A 23,545-nucleotide genomic window follows, 5' to 3' on the forward strand; every position below is an offset into this window, starting at 1 on the left:
TATAAGATAGTAATTCACCATTTGGATTGTGGGCTTGTTGCAAAAATTACCTGAGTGAGATACAAAAAAACCGCCTGGTGGCGGTTATCGTAATAAAAACGGAAGTAAGTTCTCGGAGAGGCTCAGCGTAATCCCCGCGTATGGGTTTTCGCTGACCAGCTATATGTTTCTGTTCCGCTGCCGGGTTTGATTTTATCCTTTTTTTTCTGCGCTCTGACTTTAGCGGCAGCGGCATCCACTTCTTTGGAAATCTCGGTGATAATCTGATCTTTGACTTTATTCTGCTCCGCATTGGTCAGCGGACGCCCCAATTTCTTTTGTTCCTGCGCCAGCCGGGTGCGGACACGGATTTTCTGCGGCTCAGTCATCTCTGCAATAGTCAGCTTTTTCATTCATCACCCCTGTGGCAGTAAAAGGATAAACAGTACCGTTATACCCTGACAGACTTTGCCGCAAAAGAAAATGCCCCGGTGATTAAACCGGGGCATTTATCTGATCAACAGGGCAAAATCAGTTCTGATATTTGCGCATAACCAGTGTGGCGTTGGTGCCGCCGAAGCCGAAGCTGTTGGACATCACAGTGGTCAGCTCACGTTCGGTCGGTTCGGTGATAATCGCCATACCCTCCGCTTTCTCATCGAGATCTTCCACGTTGATGCTCGGTGCGATAAAACCGTGCTCCAGCATCAGCAGGCTGTAGATAGCCTCATGAACACCTGCCGCACCCAGTGAGTGGCCGGTCATGGCTTTGGTCGCTGACAGTGCCGGGGTGTGGTCACCGAACACTTCACGGATCGCTTCCAGCTCTTTGGTATCACCGACCGGTGTGGATGTACCGTGGGTGTTGATGTAATCAACCGGTGTATCCAGACCATGCATCGCCATCTGCATGCAGCGGACCGCACCTTCACCGGACGGGGCAACCATGTCCGCGCCGTCAGATGTAGCGCCGTAGCCGACCACTTCCGCGTAGATATGTGCACCGCGCGCCAGCGCGTGTTCCAGCTCTTCCACCACGACCATACCGCCGCCGCCTGCGATCACAAAGCCGTCACGGCCCTGATCATAAGTACGGGATGCTTTGTCCGGTGTTTCGTTGTATTTGGTGGACAGTGCGCCCATTGCGTCAAATTCGCAGCTCATTTCCCAGCACAGTTCTTCACCGCCGCCGGCAAACACCACATCCTGTTTACCCAGCTGGATCAGTTCCACCGCGTGGCCGATACAGTGTGCAGAGGTGGAGCAGGCAGAGCTGATTGAGTAGTTCACGCCTTTGATTTTAAACGGTGTCGCTAAGTTTGCGGACACACCGGATGCCATTGCACGCGGCACCAGGTAAGGACCGACACCACGCAGACCTTTGGCACGCATGCCGTCAGCCGCGATAGCCTGAGTGCGCGGGGAACCGCCGCCGGAACCGGCAACCACACCGGTACGGTAGTGAGACACCTGCTCTTCTGTCAGGCCTGAGTCTGCAATAGCCTGTTCCATGGAAAGATACGCATAGATAGATGCATCACTCATGAAACGGACAGTTTTACGATCAATAAGACCCGCAGTGTCCAGTTTGACGTTACCCCAAACCTGGCTGCGCATGCCGATCTCTTTAAATTCTTCTGAGAATGTGATCCCGGAACGACCTTCTCTCAAAGAAGCCAGTACTTCCTCCCGGTTATTACCGATACTTGAGATAATCCCCAGACCGGTGATTACTGCACGCTTCATTCAATACCTCTGTCATTTTAAGTAGTACGGGATTTTAGCGCTACTTTAGCTTACACCTGTAAGCTGAACAAGTCCGATCAGACGTTTTTTCGCATCTTTACATACCGATATTGTGCTGTGTCACATCCGGCATGGCAGTACAGCGCAAAGCAGAGTAAAATCAGGGAAAACCGAACAGAACCTTCAGGCCGTAACGTGAAAAAAACCGCAATTGAAACTGCACATTTAACCTGGAATGAACAGGGTACACCTGTTTCGCAACATTTTGATGACGTCTATTTTTCTAACGATGACGGACTGGCGGAAACCCGCTATGTGTTTCTTAACGGCAACGGTTTTCCGGACAGATTTGCTCAAATGACCACGCCGGTCTGTACTGTCGCAGAAACCGGGTTTGGTACCGGACTGAATTTTCTCACGTTGTGGCAGAGCTTCCTGGCGTTCCGGGCAGCCAGTCCCGCGCATCCGCTTAAACGCCTGCACTTTATCAGTTTTGAAAAATTTCCGCTGACGGTGGCTGATTTACAGGCCGCTCACCGTCACTGGCCGGCGTTCGCGGATCTCTCCTTACAGCTGTGCGCTCAGTGGCCGCAGCCGTTACCCGGTTGTCACCGTATTCAGCTGTCCGGCGGTGAAATTACCCTCGATTTATGGCTGGGTGATGTCAATGAATTACTCCCTTCCCTCACTCACGCGCTGGACAACAAGATTGATGCCTGGTTTCTCGACGGTTTTGCCCCGTCCAAAAATCCGGATATGTGGCAGCAGTCGCTGTTTGAGCTGATGATTCGTTTTTCAAAACCGGGCGGTACCTTTGCCACCTTTACCGCCGCCGGGTTTGTCCGCCGTGGCTTGCAGCAGGCCGGATTTACCGTTGAGCGCCGTAAAGGCTTCGCGCATAAGCGGGAATGCCTGTCCGGGGTGAATCCCCGTGATGCGGCACTATCGGTGACACCGTGGTTTGATCGTCATCCGGCCACCGCACGGCAGAAAATAGCGGTCATTGGCGGCGGGATCGCCGGGGTTCTCTCTGCTCTCGCCCTGCTGCGCCGTGGTGTGGATGTGTCCTTATATTGTGCGGATAATGCATTGGCGCTCAATGCCTCCGGTAACCGCCAGGGTGCGCTTTATCCGCTGCTGACCGGACGGGATGATCCGCTTGAGCGCTTTTTTACCGCCGCATTCCCGTTTGCCCGCCGTACATACGATGCACTGTCAGCTCAGGGCGTGAAATACGATCATGACTGGTGCGGCGTGATCCAGCTGATGTATCACGAAAAAAGCAGTAAAAAAATCAATAACATTTCATCTGTCGCTTGGCCGGATGACATGGTGCAGCGCCTGTCACGGGAACAGCTTTCTGAACTTGCCGGAACCGATGTGAATTTTGACGGCCTGCACTATCCGCAGGGCGGCTGGCTCTGCCCGCAGGAACTGGTACGCAATACCGCAGCACTGGCACAGAAAGAAGGACTTCATCTGCATGTAAACTGTGGGGTGAAAACGCTGCTCCCCGCAGAACAGGGCTGGCAGCTCCGTTTTGCGGATAACAGTACGGCAGAAGCGGATGTGGTGGTGCTGGCAAACGGCCACTGTATCACACAGTTTCCGCAGACCGCCCCGCTGCCGGTTACCCCGGTGCGCGGCCAGGTCAGCCATGTGCCGTCGGTACCGGCGATTGCCGGGCTGAGAAAAGTGCTGTGTTATGAAGGTTATCTGACCCCGGTGAATCCGGCTGACGGTCTGCACTGTATTGGTGCCAGCCACCAGCGCAATGATTTGGGCACGGAATACCGCGAAGAGGAACAAACTGCCAACAAACAGCGGCTGCTCACCTCGCTGCCCGATGTCAGCTGGCCGGAGATGGTGGATATCAGCGCCGGGGAGTCCCGTCAGGGGATCCGCTGCACATTACGTGATCACCTGCCGCTGGCGGGAAATGTTCCTGATTTTGCCGCATTAACAGCGCGTTATACACATCTGGATGAACAAAAATCATCCCCGGAAACCGTATGCAGCGTTCCGTATCTGCCTCAGCTGTTTTTGCTGGCCGCGCTCGGCTCACGCGGATTATGCACAGCTCCGCTGGCGGCTGAAGTGCTGGCAGCTCAGATTTTCGGTGAGGCGCTTCCGCTGGATGATGACACACTCGCCGCCATCCATCCCGCCCGTTTCCATGTCCGTAAATTACTGAAAGGCCGTCCGCTGCCGCAAAAATCCTGACCCGCTTCTGACCGGTCACCTGCCGGTCTTCATCACATTATTGATATTTTTTCCGCCGGTGAAACGGAATTTCATCAGCAGACTTTATTGATCGCCGCCGCAAACCCGGGTCATTTTGTGTTCGTTCTCACAGAAACCGGCTCAGTTCACCTGTCAGCGGCAATTTCTCTTGCCCAATGATCAATTTACAGAAAAGTCAGTGCGCCTATACGCTTCATCCGGAAATAATAACCGGAGAAGATTATGAAGAATAAAATAGTTATCGCCCTGACCTTTGCACTGTTTTGTTTTACCTCTGCCTACGCAAAGAACAATAATATTCCCGATAATAGTGTTCGCTACGATACGATTGCTGAGCAGGCGTATCAAAAATTCAAAAGCGAAAAATCCGGTGACGTGGCGGATTATATTCCGGCTCTCGCCAAATACAGCCCCGATAATTACGCCGTTGTGATTGCCACGGTAGACGGCAAAATCTACAGCGCCGGAGATAAAGATAAGCTGTTCCCGCTGGAATCCCTGTCAAAAGTCTTTACCCTCGCAATGGTGATGGATCAGCAGGGTTCAGAGGTCGTTCTGGAGAAACTGGGCGCTAATGCCACCGGCTTGCCGTTTAACTCCGGACTGGCGATTGAACTGCGACCGGATCGCCCGCAGAACCCGCTGGTCAATGCCGGGGCTATCAGCGCAGTCAGTCTGATCAAGGCCAAAAACCCGGACGACCGCTGGCAGCAGATTATGGAGAACATGGAAGCTTACGCCGATACAAAACTGACGGTGAATGATGAAGTATACCGCTCTGAATCCGAAACCAATCAGCACAACCAGGCACTGGCGCGGCTGATGCAATCTTACGGTATGTTATACGGCAATCCGGATGAGGCGGTTGACCTTTATACCCGTCAGTGTTCTGTGGATGCCACAACGGTTGATCTGGCAAAAATGGGGGCGGTACTGGCTAATCACGGCAAATCCCCGTACAACGGCAAACAGTTACTGAGTGCCGAAAACACCGGCAAAGTACTGGCAGAGATGGCGATTGCCGGGCTGTATGACGGTTCCGGTACCTGGTTGTATCAGGTCGGTATTCCGGCGAAAAGTGGTGTCGGCGGCGGTATTCTGGCCGTGGTTCCGGGTAAATACGCCGTGGCTGTTTATTCCCCGCCGCTGGATAAAGCAGGCAACAGTGTCAGAGCACAGGCAGCTATCCGCTATATTGCTCAGGAAACCGGTGCTGATTTGTATCAGTAATGTGACATAAAAAAGGGTCATCAGCATCGTTGCTGATGACCCGTGATCATCTCTTCTTTATAGTTATCAGTCCGCTTGACGCGGTCCTGTTTTTGTCAGGCGTTCAGGGCAATCACGCTTTTCGCGCATTTATCCTCTGAACGGTACAGCAAATCTAATTCCCGTTTGGCATTAAAAATTATTAATCCGGTAAATAAAATCATACCGATGGAAGGGACTGCTCTTTCAATGACGCTCATTCCGTCAAGTTTAAACCAGAAAGAAAATAACAGTGCCAGCAAGACCACCGCAGCAACCGCTATCTTCGTGTAAATAGTCACAGCCTGTTGTGCTGCGTTTTTCGGTTGTAATTCAAACATAATCAATACCTGTATTTTGTGGGGACAGACACATTCTGACACAATAAATGTTAATAGCAAGTTAATAGTTTATGCTATTTACTCAACATATCTACGTAGTTATTGACTTTTACGCAACAAAAGAGACGATAATCTCAGAAACGGGTACCCAATTATCTATATGGAAGATGATTAAAAATCATTCTGTTAAACAGAAAAATCTATAACCTGATCATAAAACCCGGCGCTGAGACATAAAAAAACGGCACTATTTTCGCCGTTAATGTCACAATCACAAGTTATTTTATTATTATCTGTTAATGTATTAATGGCTGGATGATTAGTCCGGCATAAATAAAAAAGACCGCATATTCGTGCGGCCTTTTCTCATCAATTGCGATATTTCACTTTTTCAAAAAATACGGTAAACCATGGAACAGCGATCACAGAATTGCAGCCCGTATTCTGCCTCTTTCAGCATAATCGCTTCCAATGCCGGTGCGCGGGAAACATCGCATACCTCAAAACCAAGATGCTCATAATAAGGCCGGTTCCAGGCCACATCCCGGAATGTGGTCAGCGTAACTGCCGCACAACCGCGTGCAATCGCCACATTCTGTACCCGCTCAATCAGCTGACGCCCCAGCCCCTGACGCTGATGCGCCGCAGAGACAGAAAGCTCATCAATATGCAGCCCGGTACCAAGATTGGATACCAGCACAAATCCTGCCGGCTGATCCTGACTGTCCGCTGCCACCCACGCATTACCGTTGGCGATATAATTGCGGAATGCCGTTTCGGAATGGCCTTCACTGCGCGCTATCCATTCATAGCCCGGTACTGTCGCAAATAACGCACCGGCAGAGGATTCAACAGCCGGTAACAATGCGGCGTCCGCCGGACGGGCCCGGCGGATGCGGTATTGTGGTTTGGCTGTCATTCCTGCTCCTGCGCGGTTTGCAGCAGGCGTTTCCAGGTTTCCAGCACCAGCACCTGATCCGGCGGTGTCAGCTCCCCGGCACTGATTGCCTGACGGATACTCTCCTCCACCCGGTTGTGAAGCGCCTCAACGGAGTGATCACCCGACTGTTCCAGTTCTGCCACCGCGAGGGTCAGGTGCCCCTGCAGATAACCGCCCGCAAACAGTTCATCGTCTGTGGCATGTTCAACCATGTCATCAATCTGGGCGAGGATACGCGTTTCATAATCCGCAAGCATGTTTGTTCCTTAAAGTTCAGTCACCGGAATCGTTTGTCAGGCAAACGGATCTTCCGGCCATGGAAATTGGTCCGCAGTCAGCGGCGGCGTATTGTAGAACGATTGCAGGGCATTAATAAACCTTGCTGCACGCAGGGGTATTGAGTTCTGCGCCAGATATTCCATCACCTGCCCATGGACAATTCGCCGGAATTTGACGCGATCAGGTTCGAAATCACCGTCAAGGTTGTCACAACTGACGTTAAACGGATAACCGGCAGCCTGACAAAATAACCAGTCCAGCGCCTGCGGTTTTATTTCCACAACCTCAAATTCTGACTGCGTTTGCGCATCACGACCATCCGGGCAGTACCAGTAACCAAAATCGACCTGCTTTCTGCGCGCTTTCCCGGCAATGCACCAGTGCGATATTTCATGGATAGCACTGGCATAAAAGCCGTGAGCAAACACGATACGGTTATAAGGTGCTTCATCATCTGCAGGCAGATAAATCGGCTCATCGTCACCTTTAATCAGGCGGGTATTGAAATCAGCAAAAAATTCGTTATCAAAAATCTCAATTAACTGCTGATATTGATGTGTACTCATTGATTATATAAACCACTAATAAAAATTAAAAAAGCTGAGACAGCCACGTACTGATAGTATCGCCGTGATTGTCATAAATCAGTTTGATGCTCATCAGGAAAGAGACAGTTACCAGCATCGGCCGGATCAGTTTTTGTCCGCGGCTCAGCACCATACGGGCACCGAGGCGGGCGCCGATAAGTTGTCCGCCCAGCATGGCAAAGCCCATCAGCCAGATAACATGGCCGCTGAAAATAAAGAATGAGAGTGAACCGACGTTGGAGGCAAAGTTCAGCACTTTGGCGTGAGCCGTGGCTTTCGCCAGGTTAAAACCGGCCAGGGTCACATACGCCAGGGCGTAGAAAGAGCCCGCGCCCGGCCCGAAAACACCGTCATAAAAACCAATGCCGATACCGGCGGTACAACCGAAGGCAAACGGCATCAGGCGCTGTTTCTGGTCAGCAGCACCAATAGAGGGGGTCAGCAGGAAATAGAGGCCGATGGCAATCACCAGCAGCGGCAGTAACTGACGAAGGAATTCCGGATTCACAAACTGCACCAGCCCGGAGCCGATAACAGCGCCAATCAGCGTCATCATTATCGGCACCCGTTGCCCCACAAGATCCACCGCTTTGCGCCGGACAAAATAGAAACTGGCAGAGAACGAGCCGCCGACCGCCTGTAATTTGTTGGTCGCCAGTGCCTGCACCGGCGGTACGCCGACAGCCAGCAGCGCCGGGATTGTCAGTAATCCGCCGCCGCCGGCAATCGCATCAATAAACCCGGCAATCAGCGCAACAAAGAACAGCAATACATAGATTTCAACACCGAACTGAAACCATTCCATTTTTTACCTGCCAATAAAATCCCGGGCACAATACCCGGGATGTCTGTTTAAATCATGACCAGGCCGGTAACGGCGGCGTGACATCCGCACATTGTCCGCGGTGACGCAGAAGGTGATCGAGCAGCACAATCGCGGTCATTGCTTCGGCAATCGGCACAGCACGTATCCCGACACAGGGGTCATGACGCCCTTTGGTGATCATTGCCACCTCTTCACCCTGCCGGTTCAGCGTATTACCGGGAACGGTAATCGATGATGTCGGTTTCAGGGCAATATGTGCGATGATTGGCTGGCCGCTGCTGATGCCGCCGAGAATGCCGCCCGCGTGATTGCTGGTAAAACCGGTCTGATAAATTTCATCCCGGTTTTCGCTGCCTTTGAGGTTAACCACACCGAATCCGTCTCCGATTTCGACACCTTTCACCGCGTTGATGCTCATCAGCGCATGCGCCAGATCCGCATCCAGACGATCAAAGACCGGTTCACCCAGACCCGCCGGGACGTTTTCCGCCACTACCGTGACTTTCGCACCGATGGAATCCCCCTCTTTTTTCAGGCCGCGCAGTAATTCATCCAGCGCATCCAGCTGACGTTCATCAGGACAGAAAAACGGATTTTGTTCTGCCAGTGCCCAGTCGCGGATATCACATTTGATATCCCCCATCTGAGTCAGACAGGCCCGGACTATCACACCGAATTTCTCATGCAGATACTTTTTGGCAATCGCCCCGGCCGCCACGCGCATCGCCGTTTCACGGGCAGATGAGCGGCCGCCGCCGCGGTAATCACGAAAGCCGTACTTCTGCTCATAGGTGTAATCCGCATGCCCCGGCCGGAAGAGATCTTTGATGGCACCGTAATCCTGTGAGCGCTGATCGGTATTTTCAATCAGCAGCCCGATACTGGTTCCGGTGGTTTTTCCTTCAAATACCCCTGACAGAATTCTGACCTGATCCGGCTCACGACGCTGCGTGGTATAGCGGGATGTGCCCGGACGGCGGCGGTCGAGGTCTGCCTGCATATCGGCCTCGGTCAGCGCCAGTCCCGGCGGTACGCCGTCAACAATACAACCCAGCGCCGGGCCGTGTGATTCACCAAAGGTGGTTACGCGAAAAAGTTCGCCGATACTGTTTCCGGCCATCGTGTTTTCCTGTCTCTGATTGTGTGCAAGTGAATGGTTTTAACCTGTTTTTATGTTTCTATTCCTACAGGAGGAACGGTTATTTGAAAAGTTTAAAAGCATCATGATGTTCTGCTAATTGATCACGAGTTAACATAAAGACACCGTCTCCCCCGTTTTCAAACGACAGCCAGATAAACGGCACTTCCGGGAATTCGGCCATCAGATGTACCTGACTGTTACCGACTTCACAAATCAGCACCGCATCTTCTGACATATAATCCGGCGCATTGGCGAGGATCCTGCGTACCAGTTTCAGGCCGTCACTGCCCGCAGCCAGCGCCAGCTCTGGTTCTACGCGGAATTCATCCGGTAAATCACTCATATCTTCCGCATCCACATACGGCGGATTGGTAACAATCAGATCATATTTCACCGCAGGCAGATCGTTGAACAAATCTGAACGCATCGGCACCACACGGTGAGATAAGCCATGATTCTCAATGTTCATTTCTGTGACTTCCAGCACATCGGCGGAGATGTCTGCCGCGTCCACTTCCGCATCCGGGAACTCATACGCGCAGGCAATTGCGATACAACCGCTGCCGGTGCAGAGATCGAGAATCGTTTCCGGTTCTGCATCCAGCAATCCTGCAAAGTGATTGTTAATCAGCTCACCAATCGGTGAACGCGGGATCAGCACGCGCTCATCAACATAAAATTCATGGCCGCAGAACCAGGAACGGTTAGTCAGGTACGGCACCGGCACCCGTTCGGTGATCCGGCGCAGTACGCGCTCCACAATACGGTGACGCTCCGAGGAGGTCAGCCGGGACTGATACAGTTCAGCGGGTAAATCCAGAGGCAGAAACAGTGTCGGCAGTACCAGCTGGAGGGCTTCATCCCAGGCATTATCTGTACCGTGGCCATAGTAAATGTTGGCCGCATTAAAACGGCTCATTGCCCAGCGCAGCATATCCTGCAGCGTGTGAAGCTCACTGACGGCTTCATCAACGTAAATTTTATCCAAAGTGCCTCCGGCGGGGTAAAACAAAATAAGATATCTGATAGCGTAGTTTGCCATGAAGTCGCTGCTAAATCAGCATATCTTGTGAAATGCGCGGCAATTTTCCGGTGGCTCCCGTCAGCGGTGACCGGCAGTATAGCGTCAACATCCTTAAAAAAATCGGTTACACTATGGAAAATAGTAAGTGATGAGATGTTATGAAAAAGAAGACACCCCTGACTGATGATGACCTGAACCTGTTTAAAGAGGCCATCAGCGGGACACGTAAAATCAGACAGGATATTGTGGTGCATCCGAAATCACGGGCTGGTGTGACAAAAATTGCGCCTGAACGGCTGTTACAGGATCAGGTTGATGCCAGTTTCTATTTCTCTGATGAATATCGCCCGAACCTGGATATGGACGGCCCGGCGCGCTATCTGCGGGAAAATGCCAGCCCGTATGAGCTGAAAAAACTGCGTCGCGGGGATTATGTACCGGAGCTGTTTTTAGATCTCCACGGACTGACTCAGCTTCAGGCCAAGCAGGAAATTGGTGCACTGATAGCCGCAGCCCGCCGCGAAAATACCTATTGTGTCTGTATTATGCACGGACACGGCAAGCATGTACTGAAACAACAGACACCGTTATGGCTGGCACAACACCCGGATGTGATCGCCTTTCACCAGGCCCCTAAGGAATGGGGCGGCACTGCCGCATTACTGCTTCTGATTGAGATTGCTGAAACCGCCCGGCGCGAGTAATCAGTCAATCTGCCCGGGACCGCGGTGCCAGAGCAGTGCGCCGCGTCCGTCATCATCCAGTTCAATACAGGCAACAGACGATGTTGCAAACATCGGTGCGGTTTCCTGCGGACACAATGCCGCCACCAGATAACCGACCAGCGGAAGATGCGATACCACCAGCACCCCTTTGTGCCCCTCTTCCGCCAGAAAACGGATATAATCTGCCACGCTCTCCGCATTCCCGGAAGGCGTCAGTCCCGGCATCACCTCTTCCTGAGCCGGTAAACTCAGCGCATCACGGATTTCGGTCAGTGTCTGCTCTGCCCGCAGATACGGGCTGACCAGAACGGTATCAATCTGAACGTGCTGCCCGGCGAGCCATTTTGCCATGCAACGGGAATCTGTTATCCCTTTTGCGGTCAGGGGCCGGACTGAATCACTGGCGGCCTGCAAAGCAGCATCGCCATGTCGCATAATAAGAACTTGCATACGTCACCGTCTGAACAGGACGGATACGGTCATGTCTGAATCCCCGGGCCGTATCACATCAAAGAATGATCTGTTTAAAATTATCGTTATTTCTGTGTCCCCGTCGGGGGAGGTGAAAGGCATTCTGCCTCAAATTAATCATAATTAAAATGATTCAGCACAGAGATAAACCTGAATTTTGTTCAGAACCTGTTCAGGGAAATGAAACAACCGCCCCGTGTTCCCGGTGACTTCACCGCACTTTCTCAGTAAAAACGGCGGTTATCCGCAGCCCGTTGCTGTAATGCCTCACACGGTGTGAAGCGATCACCGTAACGGGCAGCCAGTGCCGTCAGTTTTTCAGTCATAACGACCGCTGACATACTGTCCATATAGTAAAACGGTCCGCCGAGGAATGGCGGAAATCCGATACCAAATACCGCACCGATATCCCCGTCTGCCGGTGAACGGATGACCTGTTCATCCAGCACTCTTACAGCCTCATTAAGCATCATCATCAGGCAGCGTTCCGTGATCTCCTGTGGTGTCAGACGCTCCTGTACGGTTATACCCAGCAGCGGGTAAATCGCTTCATCCGCCTTACGCGGCGCTTTGCGGCCACCGCGTTTCCACCACGGCAATGGCGTGTAATCATAAAATCCGCGTTTGTTTTTTCTGCCCAGCCGGTTGTCACGAAAAAGCGCATCCAGCTGCGGTGGCAGTGCAAACCGCTCACCAAATGCGGCCTCCAGTACCGGCATAATTTTCGTGCCGACATCAATGCCCACTTCGTCCAGCAGTGCTACCGGGCCGACAGGAAAACCGAAATCAGTCAGCGCGTTATCAATTTTTTCCGGCGGTTCACCTTCAGTCAGACAACGCAGCGCTTCCGTAATATAAGGCGCCAGAATCCGGTTAACATAAAACCCCGCTTTATCACCGACCACAATCGCTGTTTTTCCCTGTCTGCGCGCCAGTTGCAGCGTGGTTGCCAGTGTCACGGCATCTGTGCCTTCATGGGGAATAATTTCCGCCAGCGGCATTTTTTCTGCCGGGCTGAAATAATGTAAGCCAATCACTTTTTCAGGCCGTGATGCCTTCGCGGCAATATCACGGATTGGCAGTGATGAAGTATTTGAGGCAAAAATAGTATCCGGTGATGTCACTGTCTCGATCTCAGCAATCATCTGTTGCTTCAGTGCCAAAGATTCAAAAACAGCTTCCGCCACAAAATCAATATGATGGAATCCCCGGTAATCCGTGGTGCCGGTCATACCACTTATCAACTGTGTCCGCTCACGCGGAGAAAGCCGCCTGCGTTTCACCTGTTTGCTCAGGTGCTGCCAGAAAAAAGCCAGTGCTTTATTTGTCCCTTCCTGCGAAACATCTTTGATTCTGACCGGTAACCCCGCCCGCTGACGGGTAATCGTGGCAATTCCCGCGCCCATCAGCCCGCCGCCCAGCACCGCCACATGATGCAGTTCTGCTGGCTTTCCCCCATCGGCAGACTCTTTTTTCAGTGCGGTTGAGGCAAAAAAGAGATGACGGAGTGCAGCGGATACCGGAGTGACCGCCAGTTTACCGAATGCCGTGGCTTCTGCTTTGAACCCGGCCTCCCGGCCTTTTTCAAAACCACACTGCACCACATCAATAATCTGTCCGGCCGCAGGGTAATGTCCGCCACTGCGGCGGCGAACCTGTTTGCGGGTCATACGGAAGATGATATCCCGCAGCCCCTTCATTTTTTCCGCCTTATGCCGGAAAGGTACCGGAGCCCGCTGTGCCGGATTTGCCGACAAGGCACGGGCTACTGCGGTTTCCAGTAAAATGTCCGGTGGAACAATATCATCGGCCAGCCGCATTTTGACTGCCTGCTTTGCCCGTAACTGCCGCCCGGTCAGCATCATATCCAGTGCAGCCGCCAGCCCGACCAAAGCAGTAAGACGTTGTGTACCACCGGAACCGGGTAACAGCCCCAGCTGAACTTCGGGCAGCCCGAGCCGGGTTTTATCGCTGTCAGTGACAACACGGCTGTGACAAGCCATCGCCAGTTCCAGCCCGCCGCCGAGACAACTACCGTGAATCGCCGCCACCACCGGCAGCGGATAGTTTTCAATCAGATTAAATAACCGCTGCCCGGATTCCGACAGTGCCTGCGCCTGTGCGGCTTCTGTACATCCGGCTATCATATGAATGTCCGCACCGGCGATAAACGTATCCGGCTTACCGGAGATAATCACCATTGCCCGTAACCCCGGGATTTGCCGGGCATCACGCAGTACGGCCTCAAACTGTGCGGCAAACTCTGCCTTCAGGGTATTCACTTTTTCACCGGGGACATCAATCGTGATGACCCCGGTGTGATCCGGACGCACAGTCAGGCGGAAGGCAGAAGGTGTTTCATCATGTTGTGTCATCATCAGTCTCCCGTCTTATTCTGTTTCCCAGATCATCGCCACGCCGAGTCCACCCGCCGCACAGGCCGTGGTCATTGCAAAACCGCCGCCCCGCCGCTGTAACTCGCGTAATGTCTGCGTCACCATCCGGGCACCGGTAGCCGCAAAAGGATGCCCGTAAGCAATTGACCCGCCAAGTACATTAAACCGCGCCGGGTCCACTTCACCCATTGCCGATGTCCGGTTGAGTTTTTCGCGGGCAAAGTCCCCGCTGGCAAAACAGTGCAGGTTAGTCAGAACCTGGGCTGCAAACGCTTCATGCATATCAATCAGTGTCAGGTCAGATAATGTCAGGCCCGCGCGATCAAGTGCCAGCGGTGCGGCATACGACGGCCCCAGCAGCATATCTTCCTGCACTGCATTGCCCGTAAATGCATAACTGCGCAGAAAACCCAGCGGTGTCAGCCCGAGTTCACGGGCGCGGGTTTCAGTCATCATCAGTACGGCTGCTGCGCCGTCTGTCAGTGGTGTGCTGTTTGCCGCGGTCACCGTGCCGTGACGTTTATCAAATGCCGGTTTCAGTTGTGCATAGCTGCCGGACAGTGAATTTTTCCGTAACGTATTATCTTCTTCACAAACCCGGCTGAACGGCGGGAAACGGGCTGTCATCACCTCATCGCGCAGGACACCTGATGTCCACGCCTGTGTGGCGGCCTGATGTGACTGATGGGCAAATGCATCCTGTGCCTGACGGCTGATATGGTAACGTTTTGCCATCTGTTCGGCGGTATCCCCCATGCGCAGGCCGGTGGAGTATTCCGCCACCGCCGGGGCAACAGGCAGGAGGTCACGCGGCCGCAGTGAGGCCAGCAACCGGAGTTTCTGCGATAATTTCCGGGCTTTACTGAGATCCAGCAATACTCCCGCCAGTTTGCGCGACACGCCAATCGGGAGCACAGAGGCGGAATCTGCCCCACCTGCAACAGCTATCTGATTTTGTCCGCACTGTATCGCCTGTGCCGCATTAGCAATGGCCTGAAAACTGGTGGCACAGGCGCGGGTCACTGAATACGCATCAGTGGTTACCGGCAACCCGGTACTGAGCACAATTTCACGGGCAATATTGGGCGCAGCAGGCATCTGGATCACCTGGCCGAAAACGACAAGGTCAACCAATTCTGCCGGAAACGACTGGCGAAAAAGAAGTTCCTGCACCACCGCCCGGCCAAGTTCAACCGCAGGGATATCACGGTATACCGTGGATTGCCGTGCAAACGGTGTCCGTAATCCGTCAATAATTGCAATGCGTTCTGCCTGTGCCTGCTTCATTCGTTCATCCTTACATGATGAGAGGTTATCACGAACTGCCGGTGGTCTGACCTGCTGATATTGTTAACATCGTGTTGCATTCACGCAATACGGATAACTGAAAACTGCGAGGTGGCTCAGGGAAATAAACTTTTTATAACAAAAAATCGATAAAAAAAAGGCCCCCGTATTCACCGGAGGCCTGAATTCAGTTTGCGTATTGTTCTGATGAATTAACGCAGACCCAGTTCAAAGATCAGTGTTTCAGCCTGGCAGCTGAAAGTAAAATCCGCTTTCAGCTCAACGCCGTCAGCGGTTTCTTTATATTCGCTGTGGATTTTGCATGGTTCAGATGCTGCTGCATTTGCTTTGGCAGTCAGTGCTGCCATCATCTGCTCAGCGTCTGCTTTAGATGCAAATACGCGCTCGAAAGAAGAGGTGCAGCTTTCGTTATCAATAATCGTGCCTACATCCACACAGCAGCATGCTGCGGTTTCTTCTGCGCTGCACAGTTTTTTTTCGTCAGCCATTTCAGTCTCCCGTTAGTTAAAAATAGCCTGCAGTCTTAGTACTGAATCATACCATTTATCAAAGTAAACCATAAAAATTCAATCTATTGTTTGATCTACTCGGGCTAAAGCTACTTTTTGCGCTCAAAAATCACGTTGTTGTTAAATTTTTGTTATCTGAATCGCATTTTTACATCTCAATCCGCTTATCTTCATACAAAAAAATAACATTTGAGTGTGCTGATTCTATACTCTGTCAACTGGTCTGATTTGTCATATCAACAAGCAAACATACAATCCAGCGCTACTTCTAACTACCAAAGTAGTACATAAACAAAATAAACAAGAGGGTTTTGGTCATGAACCAGAAAAACCTGTTCACTCGTTCAGCATTAGCAGTGGCAGTTTCATTAACAGCGACTCAGGCTTTTGCGGCGGGTTTTCAATTAAATGAGTATTCCACGTCTGCACTCGGACGTGCGTTTTCAGGGGAAGGTGCCGTGGCAGACGATGCCAGCGTCGGCAGCCGCAACCCGGCAGCAATGACATTATTTGATCGCCCGTCCATGTCCGCCGGTGCGATCATGATCAATCCGTCAGTGGATATCAGCGGCAAGTCCCCGCTGACCGGTAACAGCACGGATGCCAAAGATATCGCACCAAGCGCGGTAGTCCCGAATCTGCATTTTATTATGCCGATTAATGAAAAATGGTCAGTCGGTGCATCAACCACCACAAACTTCGGTCTGGCGACAGAGTTTAAAGATAACTACTCCGCCGGTGCTATCGGCGGCAAAACCGATCTCGTTACTGCCAACTTTAACGTGGCTGGTGCTTACCGTCTGAATGACAATTTCAGCTTTGGTCTGGGATTGAATGCGGTTTACGCTGATGCGGAAATTTCGCGTCATACTGGTGAGCTGGGCCAGGTTGCTGCAGGGCTGACCAAAAATCCTGCATTAGCAAAAATTCCGGCAAACTCTAACCTCGCCAAACTGAAAGGTGACGGCTGGGGTTACGGCTGGAATGCGGGGATGTTATATGAGCTGGATAAAGATAACCGTTTCAGTCTGACATATCGCTCTAAAGTCACTGTGAAATTTAAAGACGGTGATTTCACCCAAAACATTCCGGGTCTTATTGACCGCTCCACCAAAGGTAAACTGGATCTGAATTTACCGGATATCTGGGAATTCTCCGCTTATCACCGCGTTGCACCAAAATGGGCGGTTCATTATACCTTTGCTTACACCGGCTGGGATTCATTCCAGGAGCTGAAAGCGACAGATAAAGGTAACGGCGGCGTTCTGTTTGAAAAGCATGAAGGTTTCAAAAATGCCTACCGCGTAGCATTAGGTACCACTTATTATCATGATGATAACTGGACCTTCCGTGGTGGTATTGCCTTTGATGACAGCCCGGTCCCGGCAAACAGCCGCTCTATCTCTATTCCGGACCAGGATCGTATCTGGTTCAGCCTGGGCTCAACCTACGCCTTCAACAAAGATGCGTCTGTTGATGTTGGTGTTGCCTATATGCACGGGCGTAAAGTTAATATCTCTGAGCCACTGATGAGTAAAGATCAGCTTGCAGCTATCGGTGGCAAATTGGGTAACCCGAACCTGCAAATGCCAAACTACGAATTCAACTCCTCCGGTAAAGCCTGGTTATACGGCGTTAACTTTAACTACAGCTTCTGATTTTCCGGGCTGAATGCATAAAAAAAGTTCTGGTCAGTGACCAGAACTTTTTTATTTGTCTGCCACCAGCACATTATTCGCTGTCGATAGAATCCAGGTCATCCGCAATCGCTGCCGCATTCGGGTTTTCCTGCACTTTCAGTGCTCCGCCGGAGGCCAAGAAGTCATTGCGCTGGAAGTAGGCTTCACGCATCATCAGATACGGATCACTGGAGTTATGCAGCACCCCTTCCGCATCCAGTGCCTGTGCACGGTTATCGATACCTTCAATAGCCCATTTACCGACGCCCATCCAGATAGTCAGATAACTCAGCATAGGATATGTGGTATCCAGCCAGTCACCGCCGTCCACACGCGGTGTCCAGCCGCCATAGCCCGGGATAACCACATAAGGCCCGTACCCGACCCCGTAGTTTCCTAAGGTATTACCAAAACGGGCCGGTTCTGTTTTTGCCAGTTCCGGGTTTGCCATTGACGCAACATCAATCAGACCGCCCAGACCAAAGACCGTGTTGAGGAAGAAGCGGTTAAAATGTTTAAATCCCTGGTAGAAATCGCCGCGCAGAAAGTTATTGACCATACTGGCCGGTTCTTCGAGGTTACCGAGGAAATTAATCGTGCCGTTACGCGCCGGTGTCGGCACATAATCACGCCAGGCCACTGCCACCGGTCTGAGCACGTAAGGATCCAGCACGTTATAGTTAAAATTGAACATTGAGCGGTTAAATCCTTCGAGCGGATCACTGCGCGTTCCCGGTGTCTGATCCGAACTTGCGCACCCGCCAATCAGCAGCACCGCAGCAAGTGTCAGGCCACTTACCTGATACTTCATATGTTTCTCCATGCCAAAACGTGAGTACCATTTACCGTTTCACGTATCTATAATAAGTCAATATTACCCGGATTTTGTATATTTGTGTATGTAAATCATGCCGAAATTACCGGGTTACCCTGATGGCACAGAGTGGTATCCTGCTTTTACGGTCAGTCTTTATCAGTAATACAGGAGCCATCATGAATAAAAAAATCGGATTTATTGGTTGCGGGAATATGGGGAAAGCCATCCTTAACGGCCTGATTTCAGGAAAAATTATTTCTCCCGATACTGTTTTTGTGCATAACCACAGCCCGGCCAGTACAGACCGCGTGGCTCAGGAATTCGGTGTTCACGGCGAAGCACAGGCTCAGCGGGTGGCGGAACAATCCGATATTATTTTTATAGGTGTAAAGCCTTATGCCGTTCCCGGTGTACTGCGTGATATTTCCCCTTGTCTGAAAGCAGATACCCTGATTGTTTCGGTGGCCGCCGGTGTCACACTGGAAGCTCTGGAAGCCGCCCTGCCGCCATCCGCTAAAGTGGTCCGTCTGATGCCGAATACCCCTGCACTGGTCAATGCCGGGATGACATCCGTTACCGTGAATGCTTATCTGACAGATGATGAAACGGAGCTGGTGATGTCATTATGCCGCAGTTTCGGACGCGCCGAATTAGTGCCGGAATCGCTGATTGATGCTGTGATTGGTGTCAGCGGTTCCTCACCGGCTTATGTTTTTATGTTTATTGAAGCAATGGCGGACGCCGCGGTAGCAAGCGGTATGCCGCGCAAACAAGCCTATGAGTTTGCGGCACAGGCGGTTATGGGGGCGGCAAAAATGGTTCTCGAAACCGGCAAACATCCGGGTGAACTGAAAGATATGGTCTGCTCGCCGGGGGGGACCACAATTGAAGCGGTCACCAAACTGGAAGAAATGGGTTTACGTCAGGCGGTGATAGCCGGTGTCCGCAGTGCGACAGAAAAGTCACAGGAAATGAGCCGTAAATAATCACCTGATACCGGGTCCGGCAATCATCCTGCCGGTCCCGGTCTGTTCAGCAGCTCACTACCCTGTCAGTTACCTTTGGCCTGTGATAAATATTTCTGCATCTCATCTTCAGGAACCATGCCGCCGCCGGTTGCCCAGACCAGATGTGAGGCATTCGCCATCACTTCCGGTGTCAGCGCGTTAGCCTGTAAATAGGCTTCATTCCGGGTCACATGCACACAACCGGGCATGCCCGCTAACGCGGAAGGCTCCAGCCTGATAGCTTCCGTCTGATCAAGCAATCCTAACAGGTTATACATTTCCGCATCGTCGATGGTGTAATAACCATCGATCAGCCGTTCCATGGCCCGGCCGACAAATCCGGATGCCCGGCCGACCGCGAGACCATCTGCCGCAGTAATATTATCAATACCGATTTCCTGAACAGAGACGGCATCATGAAGACCGGTATGCACCCCGAGCAACATGCAGGGTGAATGCGTCGGTTCCGCAAAGAAACAATGCACCGCATCACCAAATGCCAGTTTTAATCCGAAGGCAACACCACCGGGGCCCCCGCCGACACCGCAGGGCAAATACACAAACAGCGGATGCTGCTCATCAACGGTAATTCCTTTTTCAGCAAATTGCTTTTTCAGCCGCAGACCTGCCACCGCATAGCCTAAAAAGAGTGTGGAGGAGTTTTCATCATCAATAAAGAAGCAGGACGGATCTTTTTCTGCCTCTTTGCGCCCCTGCTCCACCGCAATACTGTAATCCTGTTCATATTCAACAACATTGACACCATGAGAACGTAATTTGTCTTTTTTCCATTGTCTGGCATCCGCAGACATATGCACACTGACACTGAAACCCAGCTTCGCGCTCATAATGCCGATGGACATCCCTAAGTTACCGGTTGATCCGACGGCAATACGATACTGACTGAAAAACTGCCTGAACTCATCGGAGAATAGCACCGCATAATCATCACCGGTTGACAGCAACCCGGCGTCCAGCGCTAATTTTTCCGCATGAGTCAGCACTTCATAGATCCCGCCGCGCGCTTTTATTGAACCGGAGATCGGCAGATGACTGTCTTTCTTGAGATACATTTTCCCTGCCAGCGGCGTCTGATAGCGCGCAGCAAGAGCCGCCTGCATATCAGGAATCGCTGCCGTCTCAGATTCAATGATCCCCTGCGTGGCCTGCGTTTCAGGAAATGCTTTCATCAGATACGGCGCAAAGCGGCTTAAGCGGGCTTGCGCATCCTTCACATCCTCAAGCGTCAATCCCACATACGGTAATCCCGCTTCCGTGGTGGTTACGCCGGGGTTAAACCAGGCCACCGGTGTTAAATCAATCAGTTCCTGAATCAATGGATAGTCAGCAATTAACTTTTCAATATTAATCTGAGTCATCATTACTCTCTTTTAAATCACATAGGAAAGTGCAAAAGTGCCGGTCAGCGCGACAACGGACGCAATCAGCGTGGCGACACTGTAATAACGGAATGTTTCCGCCAGCGTGGCATTACAATATTGTTTAACCAGCCAGAATAAGGAATCAGTCACAATGGTGCAGCCGATTGCCCCGGAGCCGATCGCCAGCGTCATAATTTCAGGGCTGATGTGCGGATACAGCGGCATCAGCGGAGCGACTATTGCGGTCGCCCCCATCATGGCGACCGTTGCTGATCCGACTGCAGCATGAAGAATGATAGCCACCAGCCAGGCCAGTAAAATCGGATGTATATCGATACCGGACAGCACCAGCGCCAGAGAATCACTCAGCCCGCTGCCTTTCAGGATGCCGTTAAATGCACCTCCCGCCCCGATAATCAATAAGATATTCGCAATCGAGCTAAAGCTCTCTTCCGTTTTACTGAGCAGCGTACTCATTCCCATATTACGGCGGATACCCAAGACGTAATAAGCAGCAAACGCGGCGATAAACATGGCGGTTATCGGATTACCGATAAACTGTAAAAAGGTGAATAACGGGTTATCTTTGCTCATGTTTAAATCGGCGGTTGTTTTAACCAGCATGAGCACAATCGGCAGCAGAACCGTAAATAACGCCGCGCCTAATGAGGGTAACTCTTTCTCTTCACGCACTTTCAGATCAGCAAATGCAGCCGGTACAACTTTGAACGGTAAACGATCCCCCAAAAATTTCAGAAACAGCGGTCCGCCAATCAGTGAAGCAACCAGTCCCACCGCTAACCCTGCCACAATAACCGTTCCGATGTCAGCGCCGAGTTCATTGGTGACAAACAACGCAGCGGGATGCGGCGGAATAATGCAGTGTACGGCCATCAGCGCCGTACATAACGGGATCGCCAGTTTTAATAATGAGGTATTTGTTTTTTTGGCAATCGAAAATGCCAGCGGGATCAGTAACACAACCCCGACCTCAACAAACAGCGTGATACCGCAGATAAGGCCGATCAATATCATAGTGACATCGGGACTTAACCAGCGGCACTTTTCCAGCGTAATCCCGATTCGCTCAGCAGCGCCGGATATTTCCATCATCTTTCCGAGTATCGTTCCCAGTCCGATAATAGCTGCCAAAAATCCGAGTGTCCCGCCAATCCCGTTTTCGATGGCGCTGACCATATCCTGCGGTTCCATATTCATGGCAATGCCGACAAAAAAGCTGGTGAGCAATAATGCTAAAAACGGGTGAAACTTAAATTTAATAATTGAAATAATGATCAGCAAGATACTGAAAATCAGCGTGCCGATCATCCACATGACAGAGTCCATATCCTACCCCTGGTTATATTGTTGTTGTGCATTTATTGGATAATAAATATTCAGGGGTGACAAACGATGAAACCAGGGCTTTGAATTAGCTGCATTAACTCAAATGCGTGACATTCGTCAAAATCAGTACTTTTTTCGTGAATTGCATCATATAAATTCACCTTAAACGCGGTATTCTTTATACAAAAAACATCCTGAGTAATAAAAGAGAGGGGCTATGTCATCGGAGATAAGCCGGTATGAATCGTCAGGATCCCTGCGGCGCAACAAACGGGTATCAAGTCATCAGCTGTCACGCCTGCATACTTTCGAAGCGGCGGCACGGCACAGTTCATTTGCTCTGGCAGCACAGGAACTGGCACTGACGCCCGGCGCGGTAAGTCACCGGATCAACACCCTCGAAAATGAGCTGGGCTTCCGGTTATTTGAGCGTTTTCACCGGCGGGTTGAACTCACATCAGACGGTGAACGCATCTACTGGGCATTACGGAAAAACCTGGATGACATTAATCAGGAAATCATTGATATCAAAAATCAGGAAATCTCCGGTGAGTTAACCGTCTATTCCCGCCCGTCACTGGCGCAATGCTGGCTGATTCCCGGGATCGCGGATTTCACAGAGCAGTACCCTGCTATTCAGCTGAATCTGCTGACAGGTAATGATGATGTCAATTTTCGCGGCTATGGTATTGATATCGCAATTTATTACGATGATATATCAAGACCTAATCTCTATTGCGAAGATTTGATGTCAGAATCGATCGTGCCGGTTTGCAGCCCGGAATATGCAAAGCGTTATGATCTGTATAACAATCTTCATCAGCTCAGGAACTGCATGTTATTGCATGACCGCCAGGCATGGAGCAGTAACTCGGATTACGATGAATGGAAAGCCTGGAGTGAGCACTATCAGCCTGATTTGTTCCCTCACCGGCGCAATCTGTGTTTTGATCGTTCAGATTTGGCGATTGTGGCGGCAATGAACCATGCCGGTGTCGCGATGGGACGTAAACAACTGGTGGAAAAACGTATTCAGAGCAGGATGCTGGTAATGCCCTTCGGCGATATTTCACTGACATGCAGGCAGCGATATTACTTTGCGATGCTTGGTGACAGGCGAAACCCGAAAGCCGATATTTTTATTTCGTGGCTGAAACAAAAGGTTACGAAGACATTACCATAAATACAATCAAACACCCTGGTCCCGGATGCACTCAATCAGTACATCCGGGACCGGCGCACCCCATAAAAAATGCACCGGTAACCGGAAACGGAGAAAAAACAAAGCGGAAATAAAGACTTGATAGAATACGGGGTTGAGCGTTAACATATGACCCGCCGCAAAACCGGTCATACAATCAGATATCATGTCCTCTTAGTTAAATGGATATAACAAGCCCCTCCTAAGGGCTAATTGCAGGTTCGATTCCTGCAGGGGACACCAGCTATACATCTCAAACCATCCCACCAAGTCTAATAATTCATTAAAAACAAAAGATTAATCCAAGTTCACGTCTAGTGACATCCCATTCAGTTTACTGGAATCCAG

General features: G+C 51.3%; 22 protein-coding genes and 1 tRNA gene. 7 read left to right on the forward strand and 16 right to left on the reverse strand.

Annotated features, from left to right (window positions below; all coding sequences use genetic code 11):
* Positions 1–122: 122 nt before the first annotated feature.
* On the reverse strand, positions 123–392 hold the full coding sequence (locus N7387_RS16730) for a DUF3811 domain-containing protein (protein WP_045138115.1): 270 nt from the start codon (positions 390–392) through the stop codon (positions 123–125).
* Between the two features lie 118 nt (positions 393–510).
* On the reverse strand, positions 511–1,725 hold the full coding sequence (gene fabB / locus N7387_RS16735; protein ID WP_262868011.1) for a beta-ketoacyl-ACP synthase I: 1,215 nt from the start codon (positions 1,723–1,725) through the stop codon (positions 511–513).
* Between the two features lie 195 nt (positions 1,726–1,920).
* Between fabB and mnmC the strand changes: the two genes are divergently transcribed.
* Together mnmC and glsA are read left to right on the forward strand one after the other, a co-directional pair.
* Positions 1,921–3,948: a bifunctional tRNA (5-methylaminomethyl-2-thiouridine)(34)-methyltransferase MnmD/FAD-dependent 5-carboxymethylaminomethyl-2-thiouridine(34) oxidoreductase MnmC gene (mnmC, locus tag N7387_RS16740; RefSeq protein WP_279800372.1), complete on the forward strand. Its 2,028-nt coding sequence runs from the start codon at positions 1,921–1,923 to the stop codon at positions 3,946–3,948.
* A gap of 243 nt (positions 3,949–4,191) precedes the next feature.
* Entirely contained in the window at positions 4,192–5,199 is a 1,008-nt protein-coding gene (gene glsA, locus N7387_RS16745; protein ID WP_279800373.1) for a glutaminase A, read from the forward strand.
* A 95-nt stretch (positions 5,200–5,294) separates the two neighbouring features.
* Here glsA and N7387_RS16750 read toward each other — a convergent pair whose 3' ends face one another.
* The 7 genes from N7387_RS16750 to prmB all read right to left on the reverse strand — a co-directional run bounded on the left by N7387_RS16750 (position 5,295) and on the right by prmB (position 10,319).
* Positions 5,295–5,558, reverse strand: coding sequence for a hypothetical protein (locus N7387_RS16750; protein WP_262860041.1), 264 nt, complete (start codon positions 5,556–5,558; stop codon positions 5,295–5,297).
* Positions 5,559–5,949: 391 nt separating this feature from the next.
* Positions 5,950–6,477, reverse strand: coding sequence for a GNAT family N-acetyltransferase (locus N7387_RS16755; RefSeq protein ID WP_262881914.1), 528 nt, complete (start codon positions 6,475–6,477; stop codon positions 5,950–5,952).
* Positions 6,474–6,755, reverse strand: a complete 282-nt coding sequence (locus N7387_RS16760) for a YfcL family protein (RefSeq protein WP_004235092.1) — start codon at positions 6,753–6,755, stop codon at positions 6,474–6,476. The genes N7387_RS16755 and N7387_RS16760 overlap by 4 nt, the downstream gene beginning before the upstream one ends.
* 36 nt (positions 6,756–6,791) lie before the next feature.
* Positions 6,792–7,343 (reverse strand): elongation factor P hydroxylase, encoded by a 552-nt coding sequence (locus tag N7387_RS16765; RefSeq protein WP_279800374.1) that lies wholly within the window; start codon positions 7,341–7,343, stop codon positions 6,792–6,794.
* Positions 7,344–7,368: 25 nt separating this feature from the next.
* Positions 7,369–8,169 carry a sulfite exporter TauE/SafE family protein gene (locus N7387_RS16770; protein ID WP_025154917.1) on the reverse strand — a complete coding sequence of 267 codons (801 nt, stop codon included), beginning with the start codon at positions 8,167–8,169 and terminating at the stop codon, positions 7,369–7,371.
* Positions 8,170–8,221: 52 nt separating this feature from the next.
* Complete coding sequence (gene aroC, locus N7387_RS16775) at positions 8,222–9,310, reverse strand: chorismate synthase (protein ID WP_108656791.1); 1,089 nt, start codon at positions 9,308–9,310, stop codon at positions 8,222–8,224.
* A gap of 79 nt (positions 9,311–9,389) precedes the next feature.
* Positions 9,390–10,319 (reverse strand): 50S ribosomal protein L3 N(5)-glutamine methyltransferase, encoded by a 930-nt coding sequence (prmB, locus tag N7387_RS16780; protein WP_025154915.1) that lies wholly within the window; start codon positions 10,317–10,319, stop codon positions 9,390–9,392.
* Between the two features lie 194 nt (positions 10,320–10,513).
* On the opposite strand from prmB, the gene smrB reads away from it, so the two are divergent.
* Positions 10,514–11,059 (forward strand): endonuclease SmrB, encoded by a 546-nt coding sequence (gene smrB / locus N7387_RS16785; RefSeq protein WP_025154914.1) that lies wholly within the window; start codon positions 10,514–10,516, stop codon positions 11,057–11,059.
* On the opposite strand, the gene sixA is transcribed toward smrB, so the two are convergent.
* The 4 genes from sixA to N7387_RS16805 all read right to left on the reverse strand — a co-directional run bounded on the left by sixA (position 11,060) and on the right by N7387_RS16805 (position 15,743).
* The gene (gene sixA, locus N7387_RS16790) at positions 11,060–11,530 is read right to left on the reverse strand and encodes a phosphohistidine phosphatase SixA (protein ID WP_029991407.1); all 471 of its coding nucleotides are present in this window, start codon (positions 11,528–11,530) and stop codon (positions 11,060–11,062) included. It abuts the gene before it with no gap.
* 245 nt (positions 11,531–11,775) lie between these two features.
* Positions 11,776–13,929 carry a fatty acid oxidation complex subunit alpha FadJ gene (fadJ, locus tag N7387_RS16795; RefSeq protein WP_279800375.1) on the reverse strand — a complete coding sequence of 718 codons (2,154 nt, stop codon included), beginning with the start codon at positions 13,927–13,929 and terminating at the stop codon, positions 11,776–11,778.
* Between the two features lie 12 nt (positions 13,930–13,941).
* Positions 13,942–15,234, reverse strand: coding sequence for an acetyl-CoA C-acyltransferase FadI (fadI, locus tag N7387_RS16800; RefSeq protein WP_279800376.1), 1,293 nt, complete (start codon positions 15,232–15,234; stop codon positions 13,942–13,944).
* 212 nt (positions 15,235–15,446) lie between these two features.
* A complete protein-coding gene (locus tag N7387_RS16805) occupies positions 15,447–15,743 on the reverse strand; it encodes a DUF406 family protein (RefSeq protein ID WP_025154911.1) in 297 nt (98 codons plus the stop codon).
* A 338-nt stretch (positions 15,744–16,081) separates the two neighbouring features.
* On the opposite strand from N7387_RS16805, the gene fadL reads away from it, so the two are divergent.
* The gene (gene fadL, locus N7387_RS16810) at positions 16,082–17,422 is read left to right on the forward strand and encodes a long-chain fatty acid transporter FadL (RefSeq protein WP_279800377.1); all 1,341 of its coding nucleotides are present in this window, start codon (positions 16,082–16,084) and stop codon (positions 17,420–17,422) included.
* Between the two features lie 73 nt (positions 17,423–17,495).
* Here the strand turns inward: fadL and mlaA are convergent, their stop codons facing one another.
* Positions 17,496–18,254 (reverse strand): phospholipid-binding lipoprotein MlaA, encoded by a 759-nt coding sequence (mlaA, locus tag N7387_RS16815; protein WP_274369828.1) that lies wholly within the window; start codon positions 18,252–18,254, stop codon positions 17,496–17,498.
* 182 nt (positions 18,255–18,436) lie between these two features.
* Here mlaA and proC point away from each other — a divergent pair, with 182 nt between their 5' ends.
* Entirely contained in the window at positions 18,437–19,246 is an 810-nt protein-coding gene (gene proC, locus N7387_RS16820) for a pyrroline-5-carboxylate reductase (RefSeq protein ID WP_279800378.1), read from the forward strand.
* 65 nt (positions 19,247–19,311) lie between these two features.
* On the opposite strand, the gene dsdA is transcribed toward proC, so the two are convergent.
* Positions 19,312–20,646 carry a D-serine ammonia-lyase gene (gene dsdA, locus N7387_RS16825; protein ID WP_262864509.1) on the reverse strand — a complete coding sequence of 445 codons (1,335 nt, stop codon included), beginning with the start codon at positions 20,644–20,646 and terminating at the stop codon, positions 19,312–19,314.
* A gap of 12 nt (positions 20,647–20,658) precedes the next feature.
* Positions 20,659–21,996 carry a D-serine transporter DsdX gene (gene dsdX, locus N7387_RS16830; protein WP_279800379.1) on the reverse strand — a complete coding sequence of 446 codons (1,338 nt, stop codon included), beginning with the start codon at positions 21,994–21,996 and terminating at the stop codon, positions 20,659–20,661.
* Positions 21,997–22,213: 217 nt separating this feature from the next.
* On the opposite strand from dsdX, the gene dsdC reads away from it, so the two are divergent.
* Together dsdC and N7387_RS16840 are read left to right on the forward strand one after the other, a co-directional pair.
* Positions 22,214–23,179 (forward strand): DNA-binding transcriptional regulator DsdC, encoded by a 966-nt coding sequence (gene dsdC / locus N7387_RS16835; protein WP_279800380.1) that lies wholly within the window; start codon positions 22,214–22,216, stop codon positions 23,177–23,179.
* Positions 23,180–23,365: 186 nt separating this feature from the next.
* A tRNA-Arg gene (locus N7387_RS16840) sits at positions 23,366–23,440 on the forward strand.
* The last annotated feature ends 105 nt before the right edge of the window (positions 23,441–23,545 follow it).

Origin of the sequence: Morganella sp. GD04133, assembly GCF_029835375.1 — a bacterium.
GTDB lineage: Bacteria > Pseudomonadota > Gammaproteobacteria > Enterobacterales > Enterobacteriaceae > Morganella > Morganella morganii_B.